The organism is Pseudomonas sp. HT11, from assembly GCF_044875395.1.
GTDB lineage: Bacteria > Pseudomonadota > Gammaproteobacteria > Pseudomonadales > Pseudomonadaceae > Aquipseudomonas.
In genome coordinates this window covers 86,800-111,867 of record NZ_CP173217.1, presented here as the reverse complement: position 1 = coordinate 111,867, position 25,068 = coordinate 86,800, and the positions used below count along the sequence as shown (strand labels likewise).

Genomic DNA, 25,068 nt, shown 5'->3' with positions numbered 1-25,068 from the left:
CCCGAAACCCTGGCCTGCAGTAGGCTGGGGTTTTTTATTGCTGGATTAAAACCGACCAAAGGCTCTAAATCGCCGCCTGGCATTCGACCATGGTAGCGGGCCGAAATTTTTTGAAATCACTACACTGCCCACCTTGCTTCCGTAGCCTGAGATAACAATTCATGTACCGTGATCGTATCCGCTTGCCTTCGTTGTTGAACAAGGTCATGAGCGCGGCAGACGCCGCCGCACTGATCGAGGACGGCATGACCGTCGGCATGAGCGGCTTCACCCGCGCCGGTGAAGCCAAGGCCGTCCCTCACGCCCTGGCCGAACGCGCCAAGACTTCGCCGCTGAAAATCACCTTGATGACCGGCGCCAGCCTGGGCAATGACCTGGACAAGCAACTGACAGAAGCAGGCGTGCTGTCCCGACGCATGCCATTTCAGGTCGACAGCACCCTGCGCAAGGCGATCAATGCCGGCGAGGTGATGTTCATCGACCAGCATTTGTCCGAAACCGTCGAACAACTGCGCAACAACCAGCTCAAGCTGCCGGATATTGCCGTGATCGAAGCCGTCGCGATCACCGAGCAAGGCCATATTGTGCCGACCACCTCTGTGGGTAACTCGGCGAGCTTTGCGATTTTCGCCAAGCACGTGATCGTAGAGATCAACCTGGCGCACAACCCGAACCTGGAAGGGTTGCACGACATCTATATTCCCACCTACCGGCCGACGCGCACGCCGATCCCGCTGGTCAAGGTCGACGACCGCATCGGTAGCACTGCAATTCCGATCCCGCCGGAAAAGATTGTCGCCATCGTAATCACCAACCAGTCTGATTCCGCATCCACTGTGACGCCGCCGGACGCCGATACCCAAGGCATCGCCAATCACCTGATCAATTTCCTCAAGCAGGAAGTGGACGCCGGTCGCATGACCAACAAGCTCGGCCCGTTGCAGGCCGGGATTGGCAACATCGCCAACGCCGTGATGTGCGGTTTGATCGAATCGCCGTTCGAAGACCTGACGATGTATTCGGAAGTCCTGCAGGATTCGACCTTCGACCTGATCGATGCGGGCAAGCTGAGTTTCGCCTCCGGCAGCTCGATTACCTTGTCGGAACGGCGCAACGCCGACGTGTTCGGCAACCTGGAGCACTACAAGGACAAGCTGGTGCTGCGCCCACAGGAAATCTCCAACCACCCTGAGGTGGTGCGGCGCCTGGGTATTATCGGCATCAATACCGCGCTGGAATTCGACATCTACGGCAACGTCAATTCCACCCATGTATGTGGCACGCGGATGATGAACGGTATTGGCGGCTCCGGGGACTTCGCGCGCAATGCGCACCTGGCCATCTTCGTGACCAAGTCGATCGCCAAGGGCGGCGCCATTTCCAGCGTCGTGCCGATGGTCAGCCATGTGGACCACACTGAGCATGATGTCGACATTCTGGTCACCGAAGTGGGCCTTGCCGACTTGCGCGGTCTGGCGCCACGGGAACGGGCTCGGGTAATCATCGACAACTGTGTGCACCCGGCGTACCGCGATGCGCTGAACAGCTACTTCAATGCGGCCTGTGCTATCGGCGGGCATACCCCGCATATCCTGCGCGAGGCACTGAGCTGGCACATTAACCTGGAAGAAACCGGGCACATGCTCAAGGCGTGATTGATACAGATTCGAGCTGATGCTCATACAGTTGCATCAGCTCGAATGCATCAGAATCAGATCTGCAAAAAACTGTACTGCTGTACCGGTCATTTCCCGCCGTATATTCCTACATACATCATCGAAATTGCCAATTTCGCACTGTTTCAGTGCGGACAGGTACAGTTGCCCCATTTCCGTACAGTACAGCGGGTATAAACAGTTAACTGGCCCTTCACAATACAGGTGAACTGTATCTACAGAGTCTTGCGTCGGAGGAGGATCATTGGCATCAGTTAAACCACTACCTAATCCCGCCACAAGCGGAAGGATGTCATCATGGAACGTACACTCAGTTCCGATCTGTTCTTCGAAGAAAAAGCTGTAAACACCCAGGCTTCCCTGCCTTTGCGCGTTCTCGCCAACCTGATGTTGTGGCAGCGCCGCATCTCCAGCCGCCATCAACTGGCTCGTCTGGATTCGCGTCTGCTGGCTGACGCCGGTATCAGCGAAGCTCAACGCTACGAAGAGCTGAGCAAGCCGTTCTGGCGCTAATTGGCGCCCGCTGGCCCTGACCCGCCGGGTCCACCGCCAGCATCCAGATTTGTCAAAGCAAAGCCCGCCCCGGGTAACCGGAGGCGGGCTTTGCTGTTTCTGGGATTCAGCTTTTAGATCGCAAACAGATGAGCTGCTTCGTAACCAGTACAGTTTAAAAAACACTACAGTTAAGCAGTACAATTTAGACTTGGTGTATCTGTATTGGTGTCAGGGACACGCCCAACATGGAGTTCCACTACCTCATAAAAGGCCATCCCCATGCGAGCCTCGTCCAGTAAACAACTGATTATTCGTACCGCCAGTGCCCTGGCTCGATGGGCGAAACAGGCCCATGAGCGCCAACAACTGGCACAACTCGACGCTCGCGAGCTGTCCGACGCTGGCATCAGCCAGGGCGACCGAATCGCCGAGCTGTCCAAACCGTTCTGGCGCGACTAAAACGGTGGGGGCTTTCCGAATAGATAAACGGCAGCTTAAGATCGCGTCATCACGTGGCGAACCTTGTAGAACCGACGTCTGATGCTCAATTGCAACAACGTCGGTTTCACAGTGGCCGCTTTGCGCCGCTTTATTTGTTCATCTACAGGAGTCATTCCATGTCCCGTCTTCGCCTGCTGAGTGCTGCAGCCCTGTTGGCCGTGGCTGCCAATGCCAACGCAAGCAGCCTTATCGTGACCACCGATTCGATCGTCGGCGCGCTGAAAGCCACCTCCGATGCCAGCTCGGATGCCACGTCCTCCCTGCGTGACAACAAGGTCGTCCAGGCCGCTCGCGATGACGCCGCCAGCTTTGTGGCCAGCGAAGGCGCCATCCGTGGCGTGAAGCTGGAGAGCGCCTTGGCCCAGATCCGCCAACAAGCCCCCCAACTGAATGCGGCGAGTGACACGCAGCTCGCTCAAGCGATCCTGGCTATCTGACGCAGATCGACAAAGAAGGGCGCCAGCTGCTACCTCATGTGTCAGCGCTGGCTCTCGCCCGGGCGTTGCGCTAGCCTTGGCGCTCGCTTTCAGTTGTCGAGTCTTATGGTTTTTTCATACCGCCTGTTGATCGTTCCCGTATTATTTTCCGTCTGCTGGTCACCCTTGGCTTCGGCCTTTGATGTGTCCACCCAGAGCACCGTCATCAGTGCGTACGCCACCAGCAAGGTGACGTCAGCGCCCTTTGACAGAAAGTTGGTAATGGCCGCCCAGGATGACGCTGCCGCTTTTATCGCCACTGACGGCCAATGGCGGGGCGCTCGTCTGGAATCCGCGCTGGATTATCTGCGCCGCACCCAGCCAAAACTTCATGCAAGCGACCTTGAACTGGCGCAAGCAATTCTCGTCCAATAATCATCTTTGTATTTTGGAGTTATTTCATGCGTAGCCCGCTGATCGCCGCCGCTCTCGGCCTGCTGTTGTTGGCCGATGTTGCCCACGCGCAAACCTTGAAGGCCACCAGTAACATCGTCGTGCGTGCCTCGGCCCGCACCATCGACTTCACCTCGGACACCACCACCTCCATACGCGACTCCAAAGTTGTGCGCGAAGCCCACGACGATGCCGCCAGTTTCGTCGCCACCAATGGCGAGATCCGTGGCGCCCAATTGGAAGCCGCCTTCGACACCCTGCGAACCCGCGTGCCGGAAGCTCGCGATGCCAGTGACCAGACGCTCGCCGAAGCCATCCTCGCTCTGTGAGGCGCCTGGTCGCCTGGCTATTGGCCGGGACTGTACTGCTCTGTGCAGGCGCAGCCCAGGCCAGCCTGCAACTGCGGCTCAAGACCGATGGCTTGAGCCCGGCCGAACAGCAGGCCAGCCAGGCATTGCTTGATGAAGCGATGCGCGCTTTGCCGCCGCGCTTTGTCGAGCAACTGGACCGACGTATCGATGTCGGCTGGACCGACAAAATGCCTGAAAACGCCTATGGTCAGGCCTCACTGGTGTCTGAGCTTGATCTGAATCAGAACCTGCTCGCCAGCCTGACCGACGGCAGCGCCGCCACCCAAAAAACCAATCGCCCACACGGCACTGTGCGCCGCGAAATGCTCGCCACCGTGCTGCATGAGCTGACCCACATCTATGACCGTGCGCGCCTGTGGTCCAAAGACGACCGCACGCTCATCCAGCGCTGCAGCCGCCAAAACAACATCACCGGCCTGATCGGCCTGCCCGATCAATGCCGTGGCCAGAATGATCGCCGCTTTACCTTGAGTGACGACCCGCGCCTGTTGGACCTCGCCGGCTGGCCGCAATACGTGGGCCGTCGCGGCGAACGTGAACAACACAACCACCAGGTTGCCCGTAGCCCGGACATCTATGAAACCACCAGCCCGCTGGAGTTCGTGGCAGTCAACATGGAGTACTTCCTCCTCGACCCGAGCTACGCCTGCCGTCGCCCCGCGCTGTTTCGCTATTACAAGGAACACTTCGGCTGGGCGCCGCCTGCGCAAGACACCTGCGCCAAAACCTACGCATTCCTGAACGCAGGCAACGATTTCGCCAAGACGCCTCTGGGCCAGATCGATCCGGAGCGCGTGTACGAAATCGACTACCTGCTGGCCGAAGCCAACCAGAACCTGGTCAGCCGCTGGGGCCATAGCATGTTGCGCCTGGTGATCTGCGCACCCGGTCGCCCGCGCGGCCCGGATTGCCGCCTAGACCTGGACCAACACCTGGTCCTGTCCTACCGCGCCTTTGTCGGTGACGTACAGCTGTCGAGCTGGGATGGCCTGGTGGGCAAATACCCGTCACGCCTGTTCGTGCTGCCACTGGCCCAAGTCATCGACGAATACACCAAGACCGAGCTGCGCGGGCTGGCCTCCGTACCGCTGAAACTCACCCGCCAAGAGATCAACGACACCGTCGAGCATGCCGCCGAAATGCATTGGAGCTACGACGGCAACTACTTCTTCATCTCCAACAACTGCGCGGTCGAAAGCCTGAAACTCCTGCGCAGTGGCAGCGCCAACCCACAGCTGACCGGGCTCGACAACATCACCCCCAACGGTCTGCTGGAAGTGCTCAGTGCACGCGGCCTGGCCGACACCAGCGTCCTCAAGGATAAACGCGAGGCATTGCGCCGGGGTTATCACTTCGACTCGTTCCGCGAGCGTTACCAGGCGATGTTCGATGTCCTGCGCAAACACTTGCCGATCAAGCAGACCGAGGTCGAAGACTGGCTGTCGCTCAGCGCAGAAGAGCGCCGCCAATGGTTCAGCCAGGCCGACCTGCGCACCAGCGCCGCGCTGTTGCTGCTGGAACAGGCCAGCTATCGCAAACAGCTGATGCTGGCCCAGGATGAAGTCAAACAACGCTACCTCGGTGCCCGCGAGCTGAAAAACGGCGGCATGGAAAAAGCCAACAACACACTGCAACAGATCCTCGCCAACAGCGGCTTCCTCAGCCGCCCGGCGGAACTACTGGGCAGTAGTGGCTACGGCCTGCCACAACCTTCGGAATCCAAACGCCTGGAATCCGAAAGCGCCGAGCGCCAGAAGCAGCTGCAATCGTTGACCGGCGATCTGGATAAAGAGGTGAGGGTGCTGCTCGAGCCTTCCCGCGCCGCCGAAATTGCCGCGTGTGAAGCCAATCTCAAACAGGTGGGCGAGCACCTGCGCGCGCTGCACAAAGCGGCGGGGGGCCTGGAGCTTCCATAATTCGCCCCACACAAGCTGACTCGCCCTACAGAAGAAACAGAAAAACCTCTCATCACCTGATTACACAGCGAAAGCTGGCTGAAAGCTTCCACGTCTAGGATCGCCCCCACTGTCGGCAACAGACCGGCTGTTAACAACAACAATGGTGATTCCCGATGTCCGCTCGTCCTTGCCCTTTCGCTCCAACTCCACCCGTACGCCACGTGCCTTTCGTACTGCGCTGACCCCAAACCGGTTCGCCATTCCCTAGCCGCGCTACGCCTGGAGTATTCCTATGCTGACTTTCCTTGGCTTTGCCATGGTCATCACGTTCATGTTCCTGATCATGACCAAGCGCCTTTCCGCGCTGATTGCCTTGATCATCGTGCCCATCCTGTTCGCCCTGTTTGGTGGCTTTGCACCCGAGATCGGGCCGATGATGCTTGCGGGCATCACCAAGCTTGCGCCGACCGGCGTGATGCTGATGTTCGCCATTCTCTACTTTGCCCTGATGATCGACTCCGGCCTGTTCGACCCGGCCGTGCGCAAGATCCTCAAGATGGTCAAGGGCGACCCGCTGAAAGTGTCGGTCGGTACCGCCGTGCTGGCGCTGGTGGTGTCCCTCGACGGTGACGGCGCTACCACCTACATGATCTGCGTCGCCGCCATGCTGCCGCTGTACCAGCGCATCGGCATGAGCCCACGGATCATGGCCGGCCTGATCATCCTCGCCGGTGGCGTGATGAACATGACGCCATGGGGCGGCCCGACCGCCCGCGCCGCCAGTGCGCTGCACGTAGACCCCTCGGATATTTTCGTACCGATGATCCCGGCCATGGCCGCCGGCGTCGTAGCAATCCTGGCGATTGCTTATATGTACGGCAAACGCGAACGAGCGCGCCTGGGCGAACTGCACCTGCAGGGTGACGAGATCGACCACAGCGAGATCAGCGTGTCGCAGTTCCCGGATGCTCGCCGTCCGAAGCTGATCTGGTTCAACGGCGCCCTGACCTTTGCCCTGATGTGCACCCTGATCGCCGGCTTGTTGCCGCTGCCAGTGCTGTTCATGGTGGCGTTCAGCATCGCGATGATCGTCAACTACCCGTGTCTGCAACAGCAGAAGGACCGCGTCGCTGCCCACGCAGGCAGCGTACTGGCGGTGGTGGGGCTGATCTTCGCCGCCGGTATTTTCACCGGCATCCTGTCGGGCACCGGCATGGTCGACGCCATGTCCAAAAGCCTGCTGGCGGTCATCCCTGAAGCCATGGGCCCTTACCTGGCGGTGATCACCGCGCTGGTGAGCATGCCGTTTACTTTCTTCATGTCCAACGACGCGTTTTACTACGGCGTACTGCCGGTACTCGCCGAAGCCGCCAGCCACTATGGCATCACCGCCGTGGAAATGGCCCGCGCGTCTATCGTCGGCCAACCCGTGCATTTGCTCAGCCCGCTGGTCCCTTCGACCTACCTGCTGGTAGCCCTGGCCGGTATCGAATTTGGCGATCACCAACGCTTTACCCTCAAGTGGGCAGTGCTGGTGTGCCTGTGCATAATGTTCGCCGCTTTGCTGATGGGGATTTTTCCGCTGTTCAGCACTCTATAATCGTACCCACTCACCCGCGCGGCGCTGCAGCTTGCGCGGTTTAACATTTGCTCAAAGGAATACACATGGAATGGCTGACCAATCCGGAAATCTGGATTGCCTTCTTCACCCTGACGGCCCTCGAGATCGTCCTGGGCATCGATAACATCATCATGATTTCGATCCTGGTCAGCCGCATGCCCAAGCATATGCAGGCGCGCACCCGGATCTTCGGCCTGGCCCTGGCCATGGTCACGCGAATCCTGTTGCTGCTGTCGATCACCTGGGTCATGCAACTGACCGCCGACCTGTTCGTGGTCTTCGGCCAAGGCATTTCCGGCCGCGACCTGATCCTGTTCTTCGGTGGCCTGTTCCTGCTGTGGAAAAGCTCCCAGGAGATGTACCACGCGCTGGAAGGCGAAGACGAAACCCACGATGAGCCAAAAGGCGCCGGCGGCAAGTTCATCTACACCATCATTCAAATCGCCATCATCGACATCGTGTTCTCGCTGGACTCGGTGATCACTGCGGTCGGCATGGTTTCTCACGTGCCGGTGATGGTGGCGGCGATCGTGGTGGCCGTTCTGGTGATGATGCTGGCTGCCGGCACCATCAGCGAATTCATCGACAAGCACCCGTCGCTGAAGATGCTCGCGCTGTCGTTCCTGCTGGTGGTGGGTACGGTGCTGATTGCCGAATCCTTCGACGTGCACGTGCCAAAGGGCTACGTCTACTTCGCCATGGCGTTCTCGCTGGCGGTGGAGGCGATCAATATCAAGATGCGCACCGCTATCGCGAAAAAGAAGAAACAGCAGGATCCAGTGAAACTGCGCAAGGACATTCCGGGTCAATAACACTGACCCGCTGCTGAAAAAGGGGCTTTCGAGCCCCTTTTTTTCATCTGCAAAAAACTGATTTCATGACAGTTTTATTTCAAACACGACTTTAGCTATGCGATGCTGGCGCGCAGCCCATTCGCCAACTACAGCTTAAGTAGACGTAGAGCGGCACGCGGCAATTCTTATTTGCTCTTTTTGAGCTAACCCACACGGGGGGCCGAGCATGCTGACCTTGCTCAATCTGCTTTCCGCCGTGACCCTGCTTATCTGGGGCACGCATATCGTCCGTACCGGCATCTTGCGGGTCTACGGCTCCAACTTGCGCCAAGTCATCGGGCAGAACATGTCAAAGCGCTGGCTGGCGTTTGTCGCCGGTATCCTGGTGACGGCCATGGTGCAAAGCAGTAACGCCACGGCGATGCTGGTGACATCCTTTGTCGGCCAGGGCCTGATGGGGCTCACGCCTGCCTTGGCGACCATGCTCGGTGCCGACGTCGGTACAGCGTTGATGGCGCGCGTGCTGACCTTTGACTTGTCCTGGCTGTCGCCGCTGCTGATTTTTCTCGGGGTGATTTTCTTCCTGTCGCGCAAACAGACGCGAGCAGGGCAGATGGGCCGCGTCGGCATCGGCCTGGGCCTGATCATTCTGGCACTGCAACTGATTGTCGAAGCCGCTGGGCCCATCACCCACGCCCAAGGCGTCAAAGTGCTGTTCGCCTCGCTGACCGGCGACATCCTGCTGGATGCCTTGGTCGGTGCATTGTTCGCGATGATTTCCTACTCCAGCCTGGCTGCCGTGCTGCTCACGGCAACCCTGGCCGGGGCGGGCGTGATCGGCCTGCACGTGGCCATCGGCCTGGTGATCGGCGCCAACATCGGCAGTGGCGTGCTGGCGTTTCTCAGCACCAGCATGCAGAACGCGGCCGGTCGACAAGTGGCACTGGGCAGCCTGCTGTACAAACTGATCGGCTTACTGCTGATCATCCCGGTGCTCGACCCGCTCGTAGGCTGGATGGACGGCCTGGACTACAGCGCCCAAGGCATGGTCATTACCTTCCACCTGCTCTACAACGTCAGCCGCTGCCTCATCCTGCTGCCGACGATCGGCCCAATGGCGCGCTTGTGCGCCTGGTTGCTGCCGGAACAAGCCGAGACCAACGGCAAAGCCAAACCGCGCCACCTCGACCTTGCCGCGCTCGACACCCCAAGCCTGGCATTGGCCAACGCCGCGCGCGAAACCCTGCGCCTGGGCGACCTGATCGACAACATGCTCACCGCAATGCTCGAAGTGTTGCGCGGTAAGCAAACCGCCATCACTCAGGAAATGCGCAGCCTCAGTGACGACGTTGAAGCCTTGTACAGCGCGATCAAGCTTTACCTGGCGCAAATGCCGCGTGAAGACCTCAGCGAACAGGACAGCCGTCGTTGGGCCGAGATCATCGAGCTGTCGATCAACCTAAAACTGGCTGGCGACCTGATCGAGCGCATGCTGCGCAAAGTCCAGCAGCAGAAAACCTCGCAACGCCGGCAGTTCTCCGAAGTAGGCCTGGAGGAGTTGGCCGGCCTGCACACCCAGCTGATTGCCAACCTGCGTCTGGGCCTGTCGGTGTTCCTCAGTGCCGACCCGGAAAGCGCCCGCCAACTGCTGCGCGAGAAGCGCCGCTTCCGCGCTCAGGAACGCCGCCTGGCTCACGCCCACGTCAGCCGTCTGCAACGCAAAATCGTACAGAGCCTGGAAACCAGTTCCCTGCACCTTGAGCTGATTGCCGACATGAAACGCCTCAACTCGCTGTTCTGCAGCAGCGCCTACGTCGTGCTCGAAACGTCCGACACCGGCGCGCTCTCGGCCGAAGATATCGCCGACATCACCCATTCACCCTGAACGTACGACGGTGAGTGAAGTCAGTTAACAGTGGACCTCACTCGCCAGGAAGCTGTTATGCGTCGCCTGCTATTCGCCTGCCTGCTCATGGGCTCGGCACATACCTTTGCCTTTGACCGCCTGCAAGTCGAGGGCTACACCTTGCCCAACGGCCTGCAGCTGCTGCTCAAACCGGGCACCGAGCGCGGGCACGTGGCTATCCGCCTGGTGGTAGGCGTAGGCCTGGATGACTTCCCTTGTGAAGAAAAAGAGCTGCCGCACCTGCTCGAACACTTGTTGTTCAGTGGCATCGACGGCGGCGGCGAAGGCGACCTCGAAGAGCGCATGCAGGCCTTGGGCGGCGACTGGAACGCCTACACCAGCAACGCCGACACCACTTTCGTGATTGAAGCGCCCGCGCAAAACCAGCGCAAAGTGCTGGATTTGCTCTTGGCCATCATCACTCGCACAGAACTGACCGACGCCAACATCTCTGCGGCCAAGCGCGTGGTCGAACGCGAAGACGGCGGGCATTACTCGCACCTGCAACGCCTGCTCGACCGCCAGGACCTTGGCCACACCGCCAGCAACCAATTGGCCGTTGAGCTAGGGCTCAAGTGCGCTGAGCGCGCCGAGGTCGACCACTTGACCCGCGATCAATTGCAAGCGCTGCGCAAAAACTGGTACGCGCCCAACAACATGACCCTGATCATCGTCGGCGACCTCGACAAACTGCTGCCGGCCTACCTGGAACGCACCTACGGCCAACTTGATCCCATCGAGCCGAGCGAGCATTTGCCGCTTCCGGAAATCCAGCACGCCGCCGCCAGCCATCGCGACCTGATCCACGGCTGGATCGGTGACAGCGCCAAACTGCACTGGCTGTTCCCGGAACCGGTACTCGACAACCAGCATGATGAAACCTATGACCTGCTCAAGGACTACCTCGACTGGGCGCTGTACCGCCAACTGCGCCTCAAGCACGGTTTGTCCTACGGCCCGTGGAGCGAGCGTGAAGTGCTCGGCGGTGTCGGTTTCCTGAGCCTGAATGCCGACCTTGAGCGTGAAAACCTGCCGCAGGCCGAACAGGTGCTGCAAGCGCTCAAGGCGCAACTGCTCAAGGACGGCCTCGACGCGGCCACCTTCGCCCGCCTGCAGCAAGCTGCTATCGCGCGCCAGGCGTGGGCCGTGCAGGGCAACAGTGCGCTGGCCGATTACTACTGGAGTGCATCCGGCGACTACGCCGACGGCCACTTCAGCGATCCGGTCAAACGCATCAAGGCCGTCAACCTGAAACAGGCCAACCAGGCCATGCGCCAAGTGTTTGACCAGGCGGGCTATTGGCGTATCGAAAAACCGCTGTTGAGCTACGACAGCCTGACCTGGATCGGCGCGGGCGTGCTCGGGCTGATCGCCATTGTGTTGGGCGGCCTGCGGCTTTATCGCAAACGGATCGCGTAATGAGGCACCGAACACAGGACTAAGACGTTATTCTGTCTGGGTTTTTTCCTACACACATTGTGGATCGCTCATGCCAAAGCTGCCGCCCCTTATCCAGCGCATTCTCGTCCTGATCAAGCGCTACCCTGGGGTCATCGCACTCGGCGGCTTTATCTCGGGTGTGTGCAGCTTCATGCTGGTGGATCGCCAGCAGGGCATGGCCAGCTGGATCGCCGTGATCATGCTGGTGAGCTGGCTGTGGCTGATGCTGGAAAACAGCTTCACCCAGCTGTTCGCCAAGGTCTTCAAACGCGAAATCCCCGAACCCCTGCTGCGCTACGCCACCCAGATGATCCACCAGGAAAGTCTGTTTTTTGTGTTGCCCTTCTTTTTCGTCACCACCACCTGGAACAGCGGCCAGTCGGTTTTCACCGGCCTGCTCGGCGCGGCGGCACTGGTGTCGATCACAGACCCGCTGTACTACAAATGGCTGGCGCCGAAACGCTCGCTGTTCCTGGCGCTGCACACACTGACCTTGTTCGCTGCGCTGCTCACCGCGCTGCCGATCATCCTGCACCTGACCACCGCCGAAAGTTACAAATTGGCGCTGGGTGTGGCCATGGCGCTGTCGATCCCGAGCCTGGCGGTCAGCTTGCCGCTGCGCAGCTTCAAAGGTTGGGCGATGCTGCTGGGGGTGACGGCCGCCATTGGCTGTGCCGGCTGGTTCCTGCGCACGTGGGTGCCGCCGGCCACGCTGTGGATGACCGAAGTGGCGATCAGCACCCAACTGCAGGACCGTACGCCCGGAGATGACCTCAAGGAAGTCACCGCCGCCCAACTGCGCAGTGGCGGGCTGTACGCCTACACCGCGATCAACGCGCCGCGCGGGTTGGATGAGCGGATTTACCATGTGTGGAAATTCAACGGCAAAGAGGTCGACCGCATTGCCCTGGATATCCACGGCGGGCGGGACGAAGGCTACCGCGCCTGGACGCACAAGCAGAACTTCCCCGCCGACGCGGTAGGCCGCTGGCAAGTGCGGGTGCTGACGGAGGACGGCCAGGTCATTGGCGTGCTGCGATTCAAAGTCACTGACACAGCACAAACGGACACGCCAAAGTAGGCCGTATCGTGCTATTACGTAGGAATTCTGGATAGCCAAACAAGCTCGGAGCTTATGACCACCAGTACCACGGCGGGCGCCGCCCATCTCGACACGACTACCGCTCCTCCGTTACTCAGGATTACGGGGGACTGGACGCTTGCCCACTACGCAAACCTCAAGAAGCTGTCGGACACACTCGACGGCCAATACGACGCCGGCGCACGCATCGACCTCAATGGCTTGGGCGCCCTGGATACCGCCGGCGCGTCGCTGCTGGTAGAGCTGCTGGGGCCGCACCGTATCGAGCAATCGGCCGAACAGACCGATTGCAGCCTGTCCGCCGCCGACCGCGCGTTGCTGAAGACCGTCTACCGCTCGCTGAATGATTTTTGTGTGCCGGACAAAGCCCCGGAAGAGGCCGCCGGCATCCAGGTGCTGGCGCGCATCGGCCGCGCGGTGGACACCGTGTGGCAAGACAGCAAGAAGCTGCTCGGCTTTATCGGCCTGATCCTGGAAACCTTTGCCCGCGGCATTTTGCGCCCCAAGCGCTGGCGCCTTACGCCCATGGTCGCGCATATCGAACAGACCGGCCTCGACGCCGCCCCCATCGTGGCCTTGCTGACCTTCTTGGTCGGCGCAGTGGTGGCATTTCTCGGCGCTACGGTGCTCAAGAGTTTCGGCGCGACCATTTTTACCGTGGACTTGGTGGCGTTCTCTTTCCTGCGTGAATTTGGCGTGCTGCTCACTGCGATCCTGATCGCCGGCCGCACCGCCAGCGCCTTCACGGCGCAAATCGGCTCGATGAAGGCCAACGAAGAAATCGACGCCATCCGCACCCTGGGCCTGGACCCGATGGAGCTGCTGGTGTTGCCGCGCGTGATGGCGCTGCTGGTGTCGCTGCCGATGCTGACCTTTCTGGCGATGCTCTCGGGGATTGTCGGCGGCGGCGTGGTGTGTGCGGTGGCACTGGATATTTCACCGGCGATGTTTCTCTCGCTGCTGCAATCGGACATCGGTGTACAACATTTTCTGGTGGGCATGGTGAAAGCGCCGATCTTTGCCTTCCTGATCGCCGCCATTGGCTGCCTCGAAGGCTTCAAGGTCAGCGGCAGCGCCGAATCGGTCGGTGCCCACACCACCTCCAGCGTGGTGCAATCGATTTTTGTGGTGATCGTGCTGGACGCAGTTGCCGCGCTGTTCTTTATGGAGATGGGCTGGTGAGTCGTCTACACCGTGCGCCCACCGAGGCGGTGATCGAAGTGCGGGGCCTGTGCAACCGCTTTGGCAGCCAGAGCGTGCACGAGAACCTCAATCTGGATTTGTACAAGGGCGAGATCCTCGCGGTGGTGGGCGGTTCCGGCAGCGGCAAGTCGGTGTTGCTGCGCAGCATCGTCGGCCTGCGCCGCCCCAGCGAAGGCGAGGTGCGGGTGTTCGGCAAGAACCTGCCGAGCCTGCCGGAACAGCAACGCTCACTGGTGGAGCGACGCTTTGGCGTGCTGTTTCAGAAGGGCGCGCTGTTTTCCTCGCTGACCGTCACCGAAAACGTCGCCCTGCCGCTAATCGAGCACGCGGGCCTCAGCCGCGCCGACGCCGAGCACTTGGCCGCGGTCAAGCTTGCCCTGGCGGGGTTGCCGCTGTCGGCGGCCGACAAGTACCCGGCGTCACTCTCCGGCGGCATGATCAAGCGTGCGGCTCTGGCCCGAGCCTTGGCGCTGGACCCGGACATCCTGTTTCTCGACGAACCCACCGCCGGCCTCGACCCGATTGGCGCGGCGCAATTCGACCAACTGATCCTGACCTTGCGCGATGCGCTGGGGCTGAGCGTGTTCCTGGTCACCCACGACCTCGACACGCTGTACACCATCACCGACCGTGTGGCGGTGCTGGCGCAGAAGAAAGTGCTGGTGGCCGATGCCATTGATGTCGTCTCGGAAACGAACGACCCCTGGATTCACGAATATTTCCACGGCCCCCGCGGCCGCGCGGCATTGGATGCCGCTCAATCGCTCAACGAGGTATGACATGGAAACCCGAGCCCATCATGTGATGATCGGTCTGTTCAGCGTAATCGTGGTGGTCGGCGCGATGCTGTTTGGCCTGTGGCTGGCCAAGTCCAGCGTCGACAGTGCCTTCCAGGATTATGAAGTGGTGTTCAACGAGGCGGTCAGCGGCCTGTCGCAAGGCAGCTCGGTGCAGTACAGCGGGATCAAGGTGGGTGACGTCACCAGCCTGCGCCTGGACCCCAACGACCCGCGCCGCGTACTGGCACGTATCCGCCTGGCCGGGCAGACGCCGATCAAGGAAGACACGCAGGCCAAGCTGGCCCTGACCGGCATCACCGGCACCTCGATCATCCAGCTCAGCGGCGGCACCCCGCAAAGCCCGGAACTCAAGGGCAAGGACGGCAACCTGCCGGAAATCATCGCCTCGCCATCGCCGATCGCGCGCCTGCTCAATAACAGCAACGACCTGATGACCAGCATCAACCTGCTGCTGCACAACGCCAACCACATGTTCTCCCGGGAGAACGTCGAGCGCCTGAGCAACACCCTGGACAACCTGCAACAAACCACTGGCGCCATCGCCGAGCAACGCGGTGACATCAAGGTGGTGATGCAGCAATTGATGCAGGTGAGCAAACAGGCGACGGCCGCCCTGGAGCAAACCACCGTGCTGATGCGCAACGCCAACGGCCTGCTGAACGATCAAGGCAAGCAAGCCTTCGGCAGCGCCGAGCAGGCAATGAGATCGCTCGAACAAAGCACCGCAACCATCAACACCTTGCTGACCAATAACAAGGACTCGGTGAACAGCGGCATGCAGGGCCTCAATGAACTGGCGCCGGCCGTGCGCGAACTGCGCGAAACCCTGGGTTCGCTGCGCGCCATCTCCCGCCGCCTGGAAGCCAACCCCAGCGGCTACCTGCTGGGCAGCGACAAGAATAAGGAGTTCACGCCATGAAGCGCGCTTATCAACTGATCGCCCCTGTGGCCCTGGTGCTGGTCAGCGCCTGCTCGATCCTGCCCAAGCCCGACCCTTCGGACGTGTACCGCCTGGCTTCGGCCCAGACGACCACCCAAGGCGCGCCGGTGAGCTGGTCGCTGCGCGTGAGCAAGCCGCAGAGCAGCGAGTTTCTCGACAGCCCGCGCATTGCCGTGGTGCCCAACGGTGACCTGATCAGCAGCTATGCGAACTCACGCTGGAGCGACCCGACGCCCGTGTTGCTGCGCAACCGGTTCATGGACGGTTTCCAGCGCGATGGGCGGGTGACGCTGTTGAGTACCGACGAGACCAACTTGCAGGCCGACTACGAGCTGGGCGGGCAATTGCAGGCGTTTCAGAGCGAGTACCACGGCAGTGCTGTAGAGGTAGTCGTCCGACTGGACGCAAGGCTGGTGCGGGGGAGTGATCAGCGCATTATTGCCAGCCGGCGGTTTGAGGTGAAGCAGCCGGTGGGTGCCACCCAGGTGCCGGCGGTGGTGGCCGCGTTTGGGCGGGCGGGGGATCAGTTGAATAAGCAGGTGGTGGATTGGGTGGTACAGCAGGGCAATGCGGCACCGAAAGGCTAAGGGCCTCATCGCAGGCAAGCCAGCTCCCACATTTTTGAATGTATTTACACATCAACATGTGGGAGCTGGCTTGCCTGCGATAGCCATTTAAGCCTTAACCGAAGAACCAGTAGCACACCGAAATCGCCGCCACGACACCGGCAAACTCCGCCAGCAACGCACACCCCACCGCATGCCGCGCCCGCTGGATCCCCACCGAGCCGAAGTACACCGCCAACACGTAGAAGGTGGTTTCCGTACTGCCCTGAATCGTCGCCGCCACCAACGCCGGGAAACTGTCCACGCCTTTGGTTTGCATGGTCTCGATCAGCAGCGCCCGCGCGGCACTGCCGGAGAAGGGCTTGACCATGGCGGTCGGCAACGCGTCGACAAAACGCGTGTCCAAACCCGTCCAGGCCACCAGGTGGCGAATGCCTTCAAGGCCAAAGTCCAAGGCTCCCGAGGCGCGTAACACGCCCACCGCGCACAGCATCGCCACCAGATACGGCAGCAGGTTCTTGGCAACGTCGAAACCCTCTTTGGCGCCTTCGACGAACGCCTCGTACACCTTGACCTTGCGCAGCGCACCAATCAGCAAAAACAGCATGATCAACCCGAACAGCGTCAGGTTGCCAAGGATCGATGACAAACCGGCCAGCGCCGTGGCGGACAAGGTCGCCAGCAACGCCATAAAGCCACCGAGGATCAATGCGCCGGGAATCAGGTAGGCCAGCACCACCGGGTCCCACAGCCGCAGGCGCTGCATCACCGCCACCGACAATAGGCCGACCAGGGTCGAGGCGCTGGTTGCCAGCAGGATCGGCAGAAACACCAGCGTCGGGTCCGCTGCGCCTTGCTGGGCGCGGTACATGAAGATGGTCACCGGCAACAGCGTCAGCGACGACGCGTTAAGCACCAGGAACAGAATCTGCGCGTTACTGGCGGTGTTGGGGATCGGGTTGAGCTCCTGCAGCGCCTTCATGGCTTTCAGGCCAATCGGCGTGGCAGCGTTGTCCAGCCCAAGGCCATTGGCGGCGAAGTTGAGGGTGATCAAGCCGATAGCGGGGTGGCCGGCCGGCACTTCCGGCATCAGGCGGCGAAACAGCGGGCCAAGGGCCTTGGCCAACCAGTCGACGATCCCGGCTTTTTCGGCGATGCGCAAAAAGCCCAGCCATAAGGTCAGGGTGCCGAACAGCAGCACCATGACTTCCACCGACAATTTGGCCATGGCGAAAATGCTTTCCACCATCGCCGCAAAAATCCCGGCATTACTGCCAATCAGCCATTGCGCCAGTGCTGACACCATTGCCACGACAAAGAAGCCAAGCCACAGGCCATTGAGCATCTGTTGAATCCCCCGAAAGATGGGGCGAATGATAGCGGGGCTGGCAGAAACGACAAACCCCGGAATTTTCCGGGGTTTGTGTTCACGCCGCGGGCTATCAGCCGCGAGTGGCTTGGGGGGTTGGCAAGGCCTGTTTGCTGCGCCAGTGCGGCAGGGAGTTCCAGTAGCGCTCGCCTTTGGCGTCGTCGTACATGCCTTCCCAACGGGAGATGACCAATACGGCCAAGGCGTTGCCGATCACGTTGAGTGCGGTACGCGCCATGTCCATCACACGGTCGACACCGGCGATGAACGCCAGGCCTTCCAGCGGAATGCCCACGCTGCCCAGGGTAGCCAGCAATACGACGAAGGACACACCCGGTACGCCGGCGATGCCTTTGGAGGTCACCATCAGGGTCAGCACCAGCATCAGCTGCTGGCCGATCGACAGGTCAATGCCGTACAGCTGGGCGATGAAGATCGCCGCGATGCTCTGATACAGGGTCGAACCGTCGAGGTTGAACGAGTAGCCGGTCGGTACCACGAAGCTGCAGATGGCCTTCGGCGCGCCGTAGGCTTCCATCTTCTCGATGACGCGCGGCAGCACGGTTTCGGAACTGGCGGTGGAGTAGGCCAGCACCAGCTCATCCTTGAAGATGCGCATCAGCTTGATCACCGAGAAGCCGAACAGGCGAGCGATCAGGCCCAGCACCACGAAGGCGAAGAACAGAATGGCGACGTAAACCAGAATCACCAGCTTGGCCAGCGGCAGCAGCGAGGCGAAGCCGAAGTTGGCGACGGTCACCGCGATCAACGCGAATACGCCGATCGGGGCGTACTTCATGATCATGTGGGTGACTTTGAACATGCTCTCGGAAACGCCCTGGAACATAGTGACCAGAGGCTCACGCAGTTCCGGCTTGAGGCTCGACAGGCCGAGGCCGAACAGCACCGAGAAGAAGATGATCGGCAGCATGTCGCCACGGGCGACGGCAGCGAAGATGTTCGAGGGAATCAGGTTGAGGATGGTCTCGATGAACGCATGCTCATGCTGCACTTCGGCAGCGGTGGCGGTGTATTTGGAGATATCGACGGTACCCAGGGTACTCATGTCGATGCCAGCGCCTGGGTGGAACAGGTTGGCCAGCAACAGACCAACCACAATGGCGATGGTGGTGACCACTTCGAAGTAAAGGATGGTTTTGACGCCGATGCGACCGAGCTTCTTCGCGTCACCCACGCCGGCGATGCCGACGATCAGCGAGGAAATCACAATCGGGATCACGATCATCTTGATCAGGCGGATAAAGATATCGCCCGCCGGCTGCAACACATTGCTGATCCACCAGGCTTTTTCAGCACTGAAATGGTTGAGCACTGCACCGATTGCGATCCCCAGCACCAAACCGATGAGGATCTGCCAGGCGAGGCTTAGCTTTGCCTTCTTCATGTCATTACCCTTACTTCAAGTGGACTTAAGGCACATGCGCCATCTGGAACGCTCGGAAGCGAAAAAGTGTGTGCATCTGCCTCCGTAGAAGGTCACCGCAGCGTGGCCGAAATGGCTTACTGGCAGGCGAAAAAAGGCGCAACTATTCCCATGCAAGGGGGCGACGTCTAATGCCGTAAACGCCTACCCTATGCCGAATCGGCATGGCTTTTTTTGAAAATAGTTGTCTGAACGGTCAGTTCGATTCCGCCATTCCGTCCGGTGAATATGCCGTGAACCGGCCACGAGCGGCTCGCTCAGAGAGGTTGGACGTCTGTGAGTCATCGGCAAAAATGCCTGGAATTAGATGGGGTTGGCGTCCGAAGAGTCCTATAGCGCGAGCATAATTTTCTAGATAGAAGGTCGCACCGACACACAAAGTAACGCTTGGGAGGAGGCGAGATAGAAAATAGCGACTATGGGCGACATACAAGAGGATTAATGCGCGATAAGCCCGCCGCAAGTTCAGCAAGCTTGAGGACTTGTGAACTTGCGTCGCAGCTTTTCGCCTGACCCGGCCCTTGCGCAGGTACTCCCTGTACCCGTAGGTCACGCCGATCCGAATCGATCAGAGCAACCCGGCCCCCTGGTCATGCACCACCCTTGGCGAGTGGTGCAGACAGAAAGAAGCAAAGGGCTTCTTTCTATGGACGCCGGCTCCGTTGACGACAGATGCGTCAGACGGAACCTAGTACCAATTCGGATCTTTCTTAAGCTGTTCCATCAGCAGTTGTTTCATGCCTTCGTTCGGCTTACCGATAAAACGGTAATCGGCGTGCCGCGTCGGGGATTTGTCTGCCGGCAAACCGGCCGGGACTTCCACCAACATGGCGTAGGCGTCTTCCTTGTCGTAGCTGAAGGCGACGATCAGGCGCTTGTTCAGGCAGGTGTCTGCAGTCTCGCAGAGTGGCCCGACCAGGTACTTATCGCCATCTTCTTCCACGGCATTCATTTGTTCGGCCGTACCGGACAGGTTCATCACCCATTCCGGCAGGCGTTGTTCTTTCTTCACCACGCTTTGCCAGGTTTCGCGGTACTGCTTGTCCGCACTGAGCAATTCGTTAGCCCGGGATTGACCGTCATTGGCGGCCATCGCCAGGCCGCTACCGCCCAGAATCAGGGCGGCAGCACAGGCTTTGATAAACAAAGTGGTCATATTCAGCCTCGGCCGCGACGACCAAAGAAGAACGAAGCGATGAACATCACCAGGAAGACCACAAACAGAATTTTTGCGATACCCGTGGCGGTGCCCGCGATACCACCGAAGCCCAGGACTGCAGCCACAATGGCGATGATCAGAAATGTGATTGCCCAACTCAACATGGTGATTCTCCTTACGCTTTTATAGGGGTAACAGCGGTAGTGCCGTGCAGCCGCTCAACACAAGCGGCTTTTTGTTGCCTAGAACACCCAACGTTCTTGAGCAGGCAACTCGCCAAGAGTCGAATCCTGGTCTGCCACTCTCAATTGTGGGGCGGTAACGTCGGCAGCCACGCTGCTGACGGAACTGAAATGGTGCTGGGTCATCACCGGACGTTCGAATTGCAGGGTTTGTTGCTGACTCTGCTGCCAATGCTGGAATTGCTGGCCCGCAATCAACGTGACCATCAAGGCCAGGCTGGCAAACAGACCTTGCTGCAAGCGCAGTGGCGATACACGCAATTGGCTGAGGCTTTGGCGAGTCATGCTGCATTTCTCCCGCATTCTGATTATTCGGTCATGACACTGTTGAGAGGGATATTGCAGGGCGCGTGCCAGTTTTTTTACAAAATAAAACTCAATAAAATCAATGAGTTAATAATACATCCCGGATCGATAGCCCAGCATCCTGCACGATGCCCCTATCCAGGCCGTGCGAAATGCACGATGGTCAGTGGTCGGGTCAGGGGATCGAAAAGAGAAATAGCATTGCCGAAGTGGCTACGAGGCATGAAAAGGCCAGCAAATCGCGCGTTTGTAGGAGGTTGTGCAGATACCTGCGCGAAGACGGCTTTTATCGATCAGAATAAACCATGCAACTTGCCCGATTATTCCGGGACTAAACACCATCATTCATAGTTAAGGGGAGCGCGGGACAGATGGAATCAGCCAAGGAACTTCAAGGCCGCATTCTTTTAGTGGATGACGAATCCGCGATCCTTCGCACCTTCCGTTACTGCCTGGAAGATGAAGGCTACACCGTAGCCACCGCCAACAGCGCCGCGCAGGCGGATGCACTGATGCAGCGCCAGGTGTTCGACCTGTGCTTCCTGGACCTGCGCCTGGGCGAGGATAATGGCCTGGACGTGTTGGCGCAGATGCGCATCCAGGCGCCGTGGATGCGCGTGGTGATTGTGACCGCACACTCCGCCGTGGATACCGCAGTCGACGCCATCCAGGCTGGCGCCGCCGACTACCTGGTCAAGCCATGCAGCCCAGACCAACTGCGCCTCGCTACGGCCAAGCAATTGGAAGTGCGCCAACTCTCCGCTCGCCTCGAAGCCCTGGAAGGCGAAGTTCGCCAGCCCAAGGACGGCCTCGATTCCCACAGCCCGGCCATGATGGTAGTGCTGGAAACCGCGCGCCAAGTCGCGGGCACCGACGCCAACATTTTGATCCTCGGCGAGTCAGGCACGGGCAAGGGTGAATTGGCGCGCGCCATTCACGGCTGGAGCAAGCGCTCGAAGAAGTCCTGCGTGACCATCAACTGCCCGTCGCTGACGGCAGAGCTGATGGAAAGCGAACTGTTCGGTCACAGCCGTGGCGCCTTTACCGGCGCCAGCGAAAGCACCTTGGGCCGAGTCAACCAGGCGGATGGCGGCACGCTGTTTCTCGACGAGATCGGCGATTTTCCCCTCACCTTGCAACCAAAGTTGCTGCGCTTCATTCAGGACAAGGAATATGAACGCGTGGGTGACCCGGTCACCCGACGCGCTGATGTACGCATTCTCGCGGCGACCAACCTGAACCTGGAAGACATGGTGCGCGAAGGCCGCTTCCGTGAAGACTTGCTCTACCGCCTGAATGTCATCACCTTGCACTTGCCACCGTTGCGTGAGCGCAGTGAAGACATTCTGACCTTGGCCGACCGCTTCCTGGCGCGCTTCGTCAAAGAATATGCCCGACCGGCACGCGGCTTCAGCGATGAAGCGCGCGAAGCACTGCTCAATTACCGCTGGCCGGGGAATATCCGAGAACTGCGAAACGTTGTGGAGCGAGCCAGCATCATCTGCCCCCAGGAAAAGGTTGAAATCAGCCACCTCGGGATGGCCGAGCAGCCGACCAACAATGCGCCGCGCATTGGGGCAGCGCTGAGTCTGGATGAGCTGGAGAAAGCCCACATCGGCGCGGTACTCGCCACCAGTGACACGCTGGACCAGGCGGCCCGCACTCTCGGTATCGACGCGTCGACCCTGTACCGCAAACGTAAACAGTACAACCTGTGAGCTGTACCCTATGAAGCTAGCGATGAAACTGCGCACTCGTTTGTTCCTGAGTATCTCAGCGCTGATCACCGTCGCCCTGCTGGGACTGGTTCTGGGACTGGTCAGTGTCATGCAAATGGCCAAGAGCCAGGAGTCGCTGATCCGCAGCAACTTCATCACGCTGGACCTTGGCCTCAAGCTGCGTCAGACCTTGGGCGACCAGTTGATCCTGATGCTGCAGGAGCAACCGGACCCCGAGGTACTGAAAACCTCAAAAGAGCAGTATTTCGCCTTGCTGGATGAGGGCATCGCCCATGAACAGCAAGACGGCAAGCTCAGCGGGTTCAGCCAGGCACGCGTTGACTACCTGAACTTCCTCAAGGCATTTGATGAAGCCCAGCAAAGCTCACTGGCAAATAGCAAAAACCCGAAGCTGACCGAAACCTTTAACGCCTTGCGTAATGGCCTGATCGCCGAGCACAAGCACGCGCTGGATAATATCAACGAGAGTGAACACAAATCCCGCGACCGGGCGCTGTTGATTGCCGGTCTTCTGGGCCTGGTCGGGCTGGCAGTGTTGATCATCGGCTTCATTACGGCACACGGTATCGCCCGACGCTTTGGTGGCCCCATCGAAGCCTTGGCCAAAGCCGCCGACAAGATCGGGCAGGGTGATTTCGAAGTGACACTGCCCATCTCGTCGGCCGCGGAAATGAACCAGCTGACCCGCCGCTTCGGCATCATGGCCGAAGCGTTGCGCCAGCATCAGGCAACCAATGTCGACGAACTGCTGGCCGGCCAGCAGCGTCTGCAAGCGGTGCTCGACAGCATCGACGATGGCCTGCTGATGATCGACCGCCAAGGCCGCCTCGAACACCTCAACCCTGTGGCACAGCGCCAGCTGGGCTGGGACGAGGCACGCTTGGGGCAGGGCTTGGGCGAAGCATTGGGTCGCCCGGAAATGGATGAGCAACTGCAACTGGTGCTGCGCGGCGGCAACCTGGAGCGGGCACCTGAGGATTTGGAAGTGGAGGTCGAGGGCGAATTGCGCCTGCTGACCTACAGCCTGACGCCAGTCAGTCATACCCAAGGGCATATTCTTGGGGCGGTGATGGTGCTGCACGACGTGACCGAGCAGCGCGCTTTCGAGCGCGTGCGGAGCGAATTCGTCTTGCGGGCCTCCCACGAACTGCGCACGCCCGTCACCGGCATGCACATGGCCTTCGGGCTGTTTCGTGAGCGTGCGAAGTTTCCCGCAGAATCCCGTGAAGCGGACCTGCTGGATACGGTTAATGAAGAAATGCAGCGCTTGATGCAGCTGATCAACGACTTGCTCAACTTCTCGCGCTACCAGAACGGCCTGCAAAAACTCACGCTAGGACCGTGCGATGTCACCGACCTGCTGGAACACGCACGGGCACGCTTTACTGAGCTGGCAAATGCTCAGCACGTCGAATTGCTGGTCGAAGCCCAATCCGGGTTGCCCAGGCTGTACGCAGACCAGGCCCAGCTTGAGCGCGTACTCGACAACCTTTTAGGCAACGCATTGCGCCATACCGCCGATGGCGGGCAAATTCGCCTGCAGGCGCGCCGGCATGGCGAGCGGGTGATTATCAGCGTCGAGGATAACGGCGAAGGTATCGCCTATGGCCAGCAGGGACGCATCTTCGAACCTTTCGTGCAGGTTGGACGCAAGAAAGGCGGCGCCGGCCTGGGGCTGGCGCTGTGCAAGGAAATCGTGCAACTGCACGGCGGGCGCATGGGCGTCTACTCGAGGCCGGGGCAGGGCACGCAGTTCTACATGGCGCTGCCGCTTTAGCGCCTAACTCCGGTTCAATGCGCGCAGGATCGCGGCGCTTTCGGCATCCGGCGTGCCATCAAACAGCGACGGCCGGAAATGCATCTGGAACGCCGCGATCACGTGCCGCGTGGCAACATCCAGCTCGCCGGTCTGTGGTGTCTGATAGCCCAACCGTGCCAACTCTTCCTGGAACCAGGTGATGCTCGGCAGGCTGGCGGCGTACTGCATCTGGAATCGAGCGACCGCCTGCGCATTCGGCCAGGCTCCCAGCCCTTCAGCCGCCAAGCGCTTCCACGGGAACAACGGGCCCGGATCGAGCTTGCGCAACGGCGCGATATCGCTATGACCAATGATGTTTTTGGGGTCGATGCCATTTCGCTTGCTGATGTCCTTGAGCAACACCACCAACGACTGCACTTGCGCCTCGGAATACGGGTACCAGACGCGGCCAGTCGGCGTGTCGCGATAACCCGGGTTGACGATCTCGATACCAATGGAGCTGGAGTTGAGCCAGGTGCGGCCCATCCACTCGCTTTCCCCGGCGTGCCAGGCACGCTGGCTCTCATCCACCAGCTTATAGATGGTGCCTGAAGCATCATCGCCGATCAGGTAATGACTGCTGACCTGGCCATGCGTCAATAGCGCCAGGGAGCGTTCAAGGTTGGTGGAGGTGTAATGGACGACAACGAATTGCACACGATTGTCGTGATTGAGCGAAGGATGGTTGGTGTTCAGGCGAGGGCCGCTCGCGCAGCCGGCGAGCAGGAGCAGTACGAAGGCGAAGTAAAAGGATTTCATGGCAGAAGACATTACGCTGAAGACGATAATGCAACAGTGTAACGTACGGATTGTGCTTGAGCGGTCAAAT

At 60.0% G+C, this 25,068-nt stretch carries 24 protein-coding genes; 18 read left to right on the top strand and 6 right to left on the bottom strand.

Translation table 11 applies throughout. The features are described from left to right. Positions 1 to 161: 161 nt before the first annotated feature. The 16 genes from ABWL43_RS00540 (at position 162) to ABWL43_RS00465 (ending at position 16,203) form a co-directional block, all read left to right on the top strand. Positions 162 to 1,655 carry an acetyl-CoA hydrolase/transferase family protein gene (locus ABWL43_RS00540; protein WP_145158558.1) on the top strand — a complete coding sequence of 498 codons (1,494 nt, stop codon included), beginning with the start codon at positions 162 to 164 and terminating at the stop codon, positions 1,653 to 1,655. A gap of 318 nt (positions 1,656 to 1,973) precedes the next feature. Further along, positions 1,974 to 2,189: a DUF1127 domain-containing protein gene (locus tag ABWL43_RS00535; protein ID WP_003214752.1), complete on the top strand. Its 216-nt coding sequence runs from the start codon at positions 1,974 to 1,976 to the stop codon at positions 2,187 to 2,189. 261 nt (positions 2,190 to 2,450) lie between these two features. Continuing rightward, a complete protein-coding gene (locus tag ABWL43_RS00530; RefSeq protein WP_145158557.1) occupies positions 2,451 to 2,630 on the top strand; it encodes a DUF1127 domain-containing protein in 180 nt (59 codons plus the stop codon). A gap of 158 nt (positions 2,631 to 2,788) precedes the next feature. Then, entirely contained in the window at positions 2,789 to 3,109 is a 321-nt protein-coding gene (locus ABWL43_RS00525) for a DUF2388 domain-containing protein (RefSeq protein ID WP_106576061.1), read from the top strand. A 105-nt stretch (positions 3,110 to 3,214) separates the two neighbouring features. Beyond that, positions 3,215 to 3,523, top strand: coding sequence for a DUF2388 domain-containing protein (locus ABWL43_RS00520; protein WP_106576060.1), 309 nt, complete (start codon positions 3,215 to 3,217; stop codon positions 3,521 to 3,523). 26 nt (positions 3,524 to 3,549) lie between these two features. Then, positions 3,550 to 3,870 carry a DUF2388 domain-containing protein gene (locus tag ABWL43_RS00515; protein WP_145158555.1) on the top strand — a complete coding sequence of 107 codons (321 nt, stop codon included), beginning with the start codon at positions 3,550 to 3,552 and terminating at the stop codon, positions 3,868 to 3,870. Further along, positions 3,867 to 5,828 (top strand): DUF4105 domain-containing protein, encoded by a 1,962-nt coding sequence (locus tag ABWL43_RS00510; RefSeq protein WP_262206015.1) that lies wholly within the window; start codon positions 3,867 to 3,869, stop codon positions 5,826 to 5,828. The genes ABWL43_RS00515 and ABWL43_RS00510 overlap by 4 nt, the downstream gene beginning before the upstream one ends. A 274-nt stretch (positions 5,829 to 6,102) precedes the next feature. Continuing rightward, entirely contained in the window at positions 6,103 to 7,410 is a 1,308-nt protein-coding gene (locus ABWL43_RS00505) for a CitMHS family transporter (RefSeq protein ID WP_106576057.1), read from the top strand. 65 nt (positions 7,411 to 7,475) lie between these two features. Further along, positions 7,476 to 8,243, top strand: coding sequence for a TerC family protein (locus ABWL43_RS00500; RefSeq protein ID WP_106576056.1), 768 nt, complete (start codon positions 7,476 to 7,478; stop codon positions 8,241 to 8,243). A gap of 208 nt (positions 8,244 to 8,451) precedes the next feature. After that, on the top strand, positions 8,452 to 10,110 hold the full coding sequence (locus ABWL43_RS00495; protein ID WP_106576055.1) for a Na/Pi cotransporter family protein: 1,659 nt from the start codon (positions 8,452 to 8,454) through the stop codon (positions 10,108 to 10,110). A 57-nt stretch (positions 10,111 to 10,167) separates the two neighbouring features. Further along, positions 10,168 to 11,550 (top strand): M16 family metallopeptidase, encoded by a 1,383-nt coding sequence (locus ABWL43_RS00490; protein WP_404486189.1) that lies wholly within the window; start codon positions 10,168 to 10,170, stop codon positions 11,548 to 11,550. A gap of 70 nt (positions 11,551 to 11,620) precedes the next feature. Then, positions 11,621 to 12,652, top strand: coding sequence for a DUF5924 family protein (locus ABWL43_RS00485; RefSeq protein ID WP_106576053.1), 1,032 nt, complete (start codon positions 11,621 to 11,623; stop codon positions 12,650 to 12,652). A 54-nt stretch (positions 12,653 to 12,706) separates the two neighbouring features. Beyond that, positions 12,707 to 13,855 (top strand): MlaE family lipid ABC transporter permease subunit, encoded by a 1,149-nt coding sequence (locus ABWL43_RS00480; RefSeq protein ID WP_404486187.1) that lies wholly within the window; start codon positions 12,707 to 12,709, stop codon positions 13,853 to 13,855. Then, positions 13,852 to 14,655, top strand: a complete 804-nt coding sequence (locus tag ABWL43_RS00475; RefSeq protein WP_242200467.1) for an ABC transporter ATP-binding protein — start codon at positions 13,852 to 13,854, stop codon at positions 14,653 to 14,655. Before ABWL43_RS00480 ends, ABWL43_RS00475 begins: the two co-directional genes overlap by 4 nt. A 1-nt stretch (position 14,656) precedes the next feature. Then, positions 14,657 to 15,595: an MlaD family protein gene (locus ABWL43_RS00470; protein WP_262206017.1), complete on the top strand. Its 939-nt coding sequence runs from the start codon at positions 14,657 to 14,659 to the stop codon at positions 15,593 to 15,595. Continuing rightward, positions 15,592 to 16,203, top strand: coding sequence for an ABC-type transport auxiliary lipoprotein family protein (locus ABWL43_RS00465; RefSeq protein ID WP_404486185.1), 612 nt, complete (start codon positions 15,592 to 15,594; stop codon positions 16,201 to 16,203). Before ABWL43_RS00470 ends, ABWL43_RS00465 begins: the two co-directional genes overlap by 4 nt. A 94-nt stretch (positions 16,204 to 16,297) precedes the next feature. Here ABWL43_RS00465 and ABWL43_RS00460 read toward each other — a convergent pair whose 3' ends face one another. From ABWL43_RS00460 to ABWL43_RS00440, 5 genes are all read right to left on the bottom strand, one after another. Beyond that, positions 16,298 to 17,527 carry a nucleoside recognition domain-containing protein gene (locus ABWL43_RS00460; RefSeq protein WP_404486183.1) on the bottom strand — a complete coding sequence of 410 codons (1,230 nt, stop codon included), beginning with the start codon at positions 17,525 to 17,527 and terminating at the stop codon, positions 16,298 to 16,300. A gap of 97 nt (positions 17,528 to 17,624) precedes the next feature. Continuing rightward, positions 17,625 to 18,956: a glutamate/aspartate:proton symporter GltP gene (gene gltP / locus ABWL43_RS00455; protein WP_404486181.1), complete on the bottom strand. Its 1,332-nt coding sequence runs from the start codon at positions 18,954 to 18,956 to the stop codon at positions 17,625 to 17,627. A gap of 727 nt (positions 18,957 to 19,683) precedes the next feature. Beyond that, positions 19,684 to 20,151, bottom strand: coding sequence for an inhibitor of vertebrate lysozyme family protein (locus tag ABWL43_RS00450; protein WP_119741338.1), 468 nt, complete (start codon positions 20,149 to 20,151; stop codon positions 19,684 to 19,686). Between the two features lie 2 nt (positions 20,152 to 20,153). Beyond that, positions 20,154 to 20,318 carry a DUF1328 domain-containing protein gene (locus tag ABWL43_RS00445; RefSeq protein WP_003170804.1) on the bottom strand — a complete coding sequence of 55 codons (165 nt, stop codon included), beginning with the start codon at positions 20,316 to 20,318 and terminating at the stop codon, positions 20,154 to 20,156. Between the two features lie 78 nt (positions 20,319 to 20,396). Further along, positions 20,397 to 20,681 (bottom strand): hypothetical protein, encoded by a 285-nt coding sequence (locus tag ABWL43_RS00440; RefSeq protein WP_106576045.1) that lies wholly within the window; start codon positions 20,679 to 20,681, stop codon positions 20,397 to 20,399. Between the two features lie 392 nt (positions 20,682 to 21,073). Between ABWL43_RS00440 and algB the strand changes: the two genes are divergently transcribed. Both algB and ABWL43_RS00430 read left to right on the top strand, forming a co-directional pair. Then, entirely contained in the window at positions 21,074 to 22,420 is a 1,347-nt protein-coding gene (gene algB / locus ABWL43_RS00435) for a sigma-54-dependent response regulator transcription factor AlgB (protein ID WP_145158535.1), read from the top strand. A 10-nt stretch (positions 22,421 to 22,430) separates the two neighbouring features. After that, positions 22,431 to 24,218: a KinB sensor domain-containing domain gene (locus tag ABWL43_RS00430; protein WP_262206019.1), complete on the top strand. Its 1,788-nt coding sequence runs from the start codon at positions 22,431 to 22,433 to the stop codon at positions 24,216 to 24,218. 3 nt (positions 24,219 to 24,221) lie between these two features. On the opposite strand, the gene ABWL43_RS00425 is transcribed toward ABWL43_RS00430, so the two are convergent. After that, the gene (locus tag ABWL43_RS00425) at positions 24,222 to 24,998 is read right to left on the bottom strand and encodes an N-acetylmuramoyl-L-alanine amidase (protein ID WP_404486178.1); all 777 of its coding nucleotides are present in this window, start codon (positions 24,996 to 24,998) and stop codon (positions 24,222 to 24,224) included. Positions 24,999 to 25,068 lie beyond the last annotated feature (70 nt).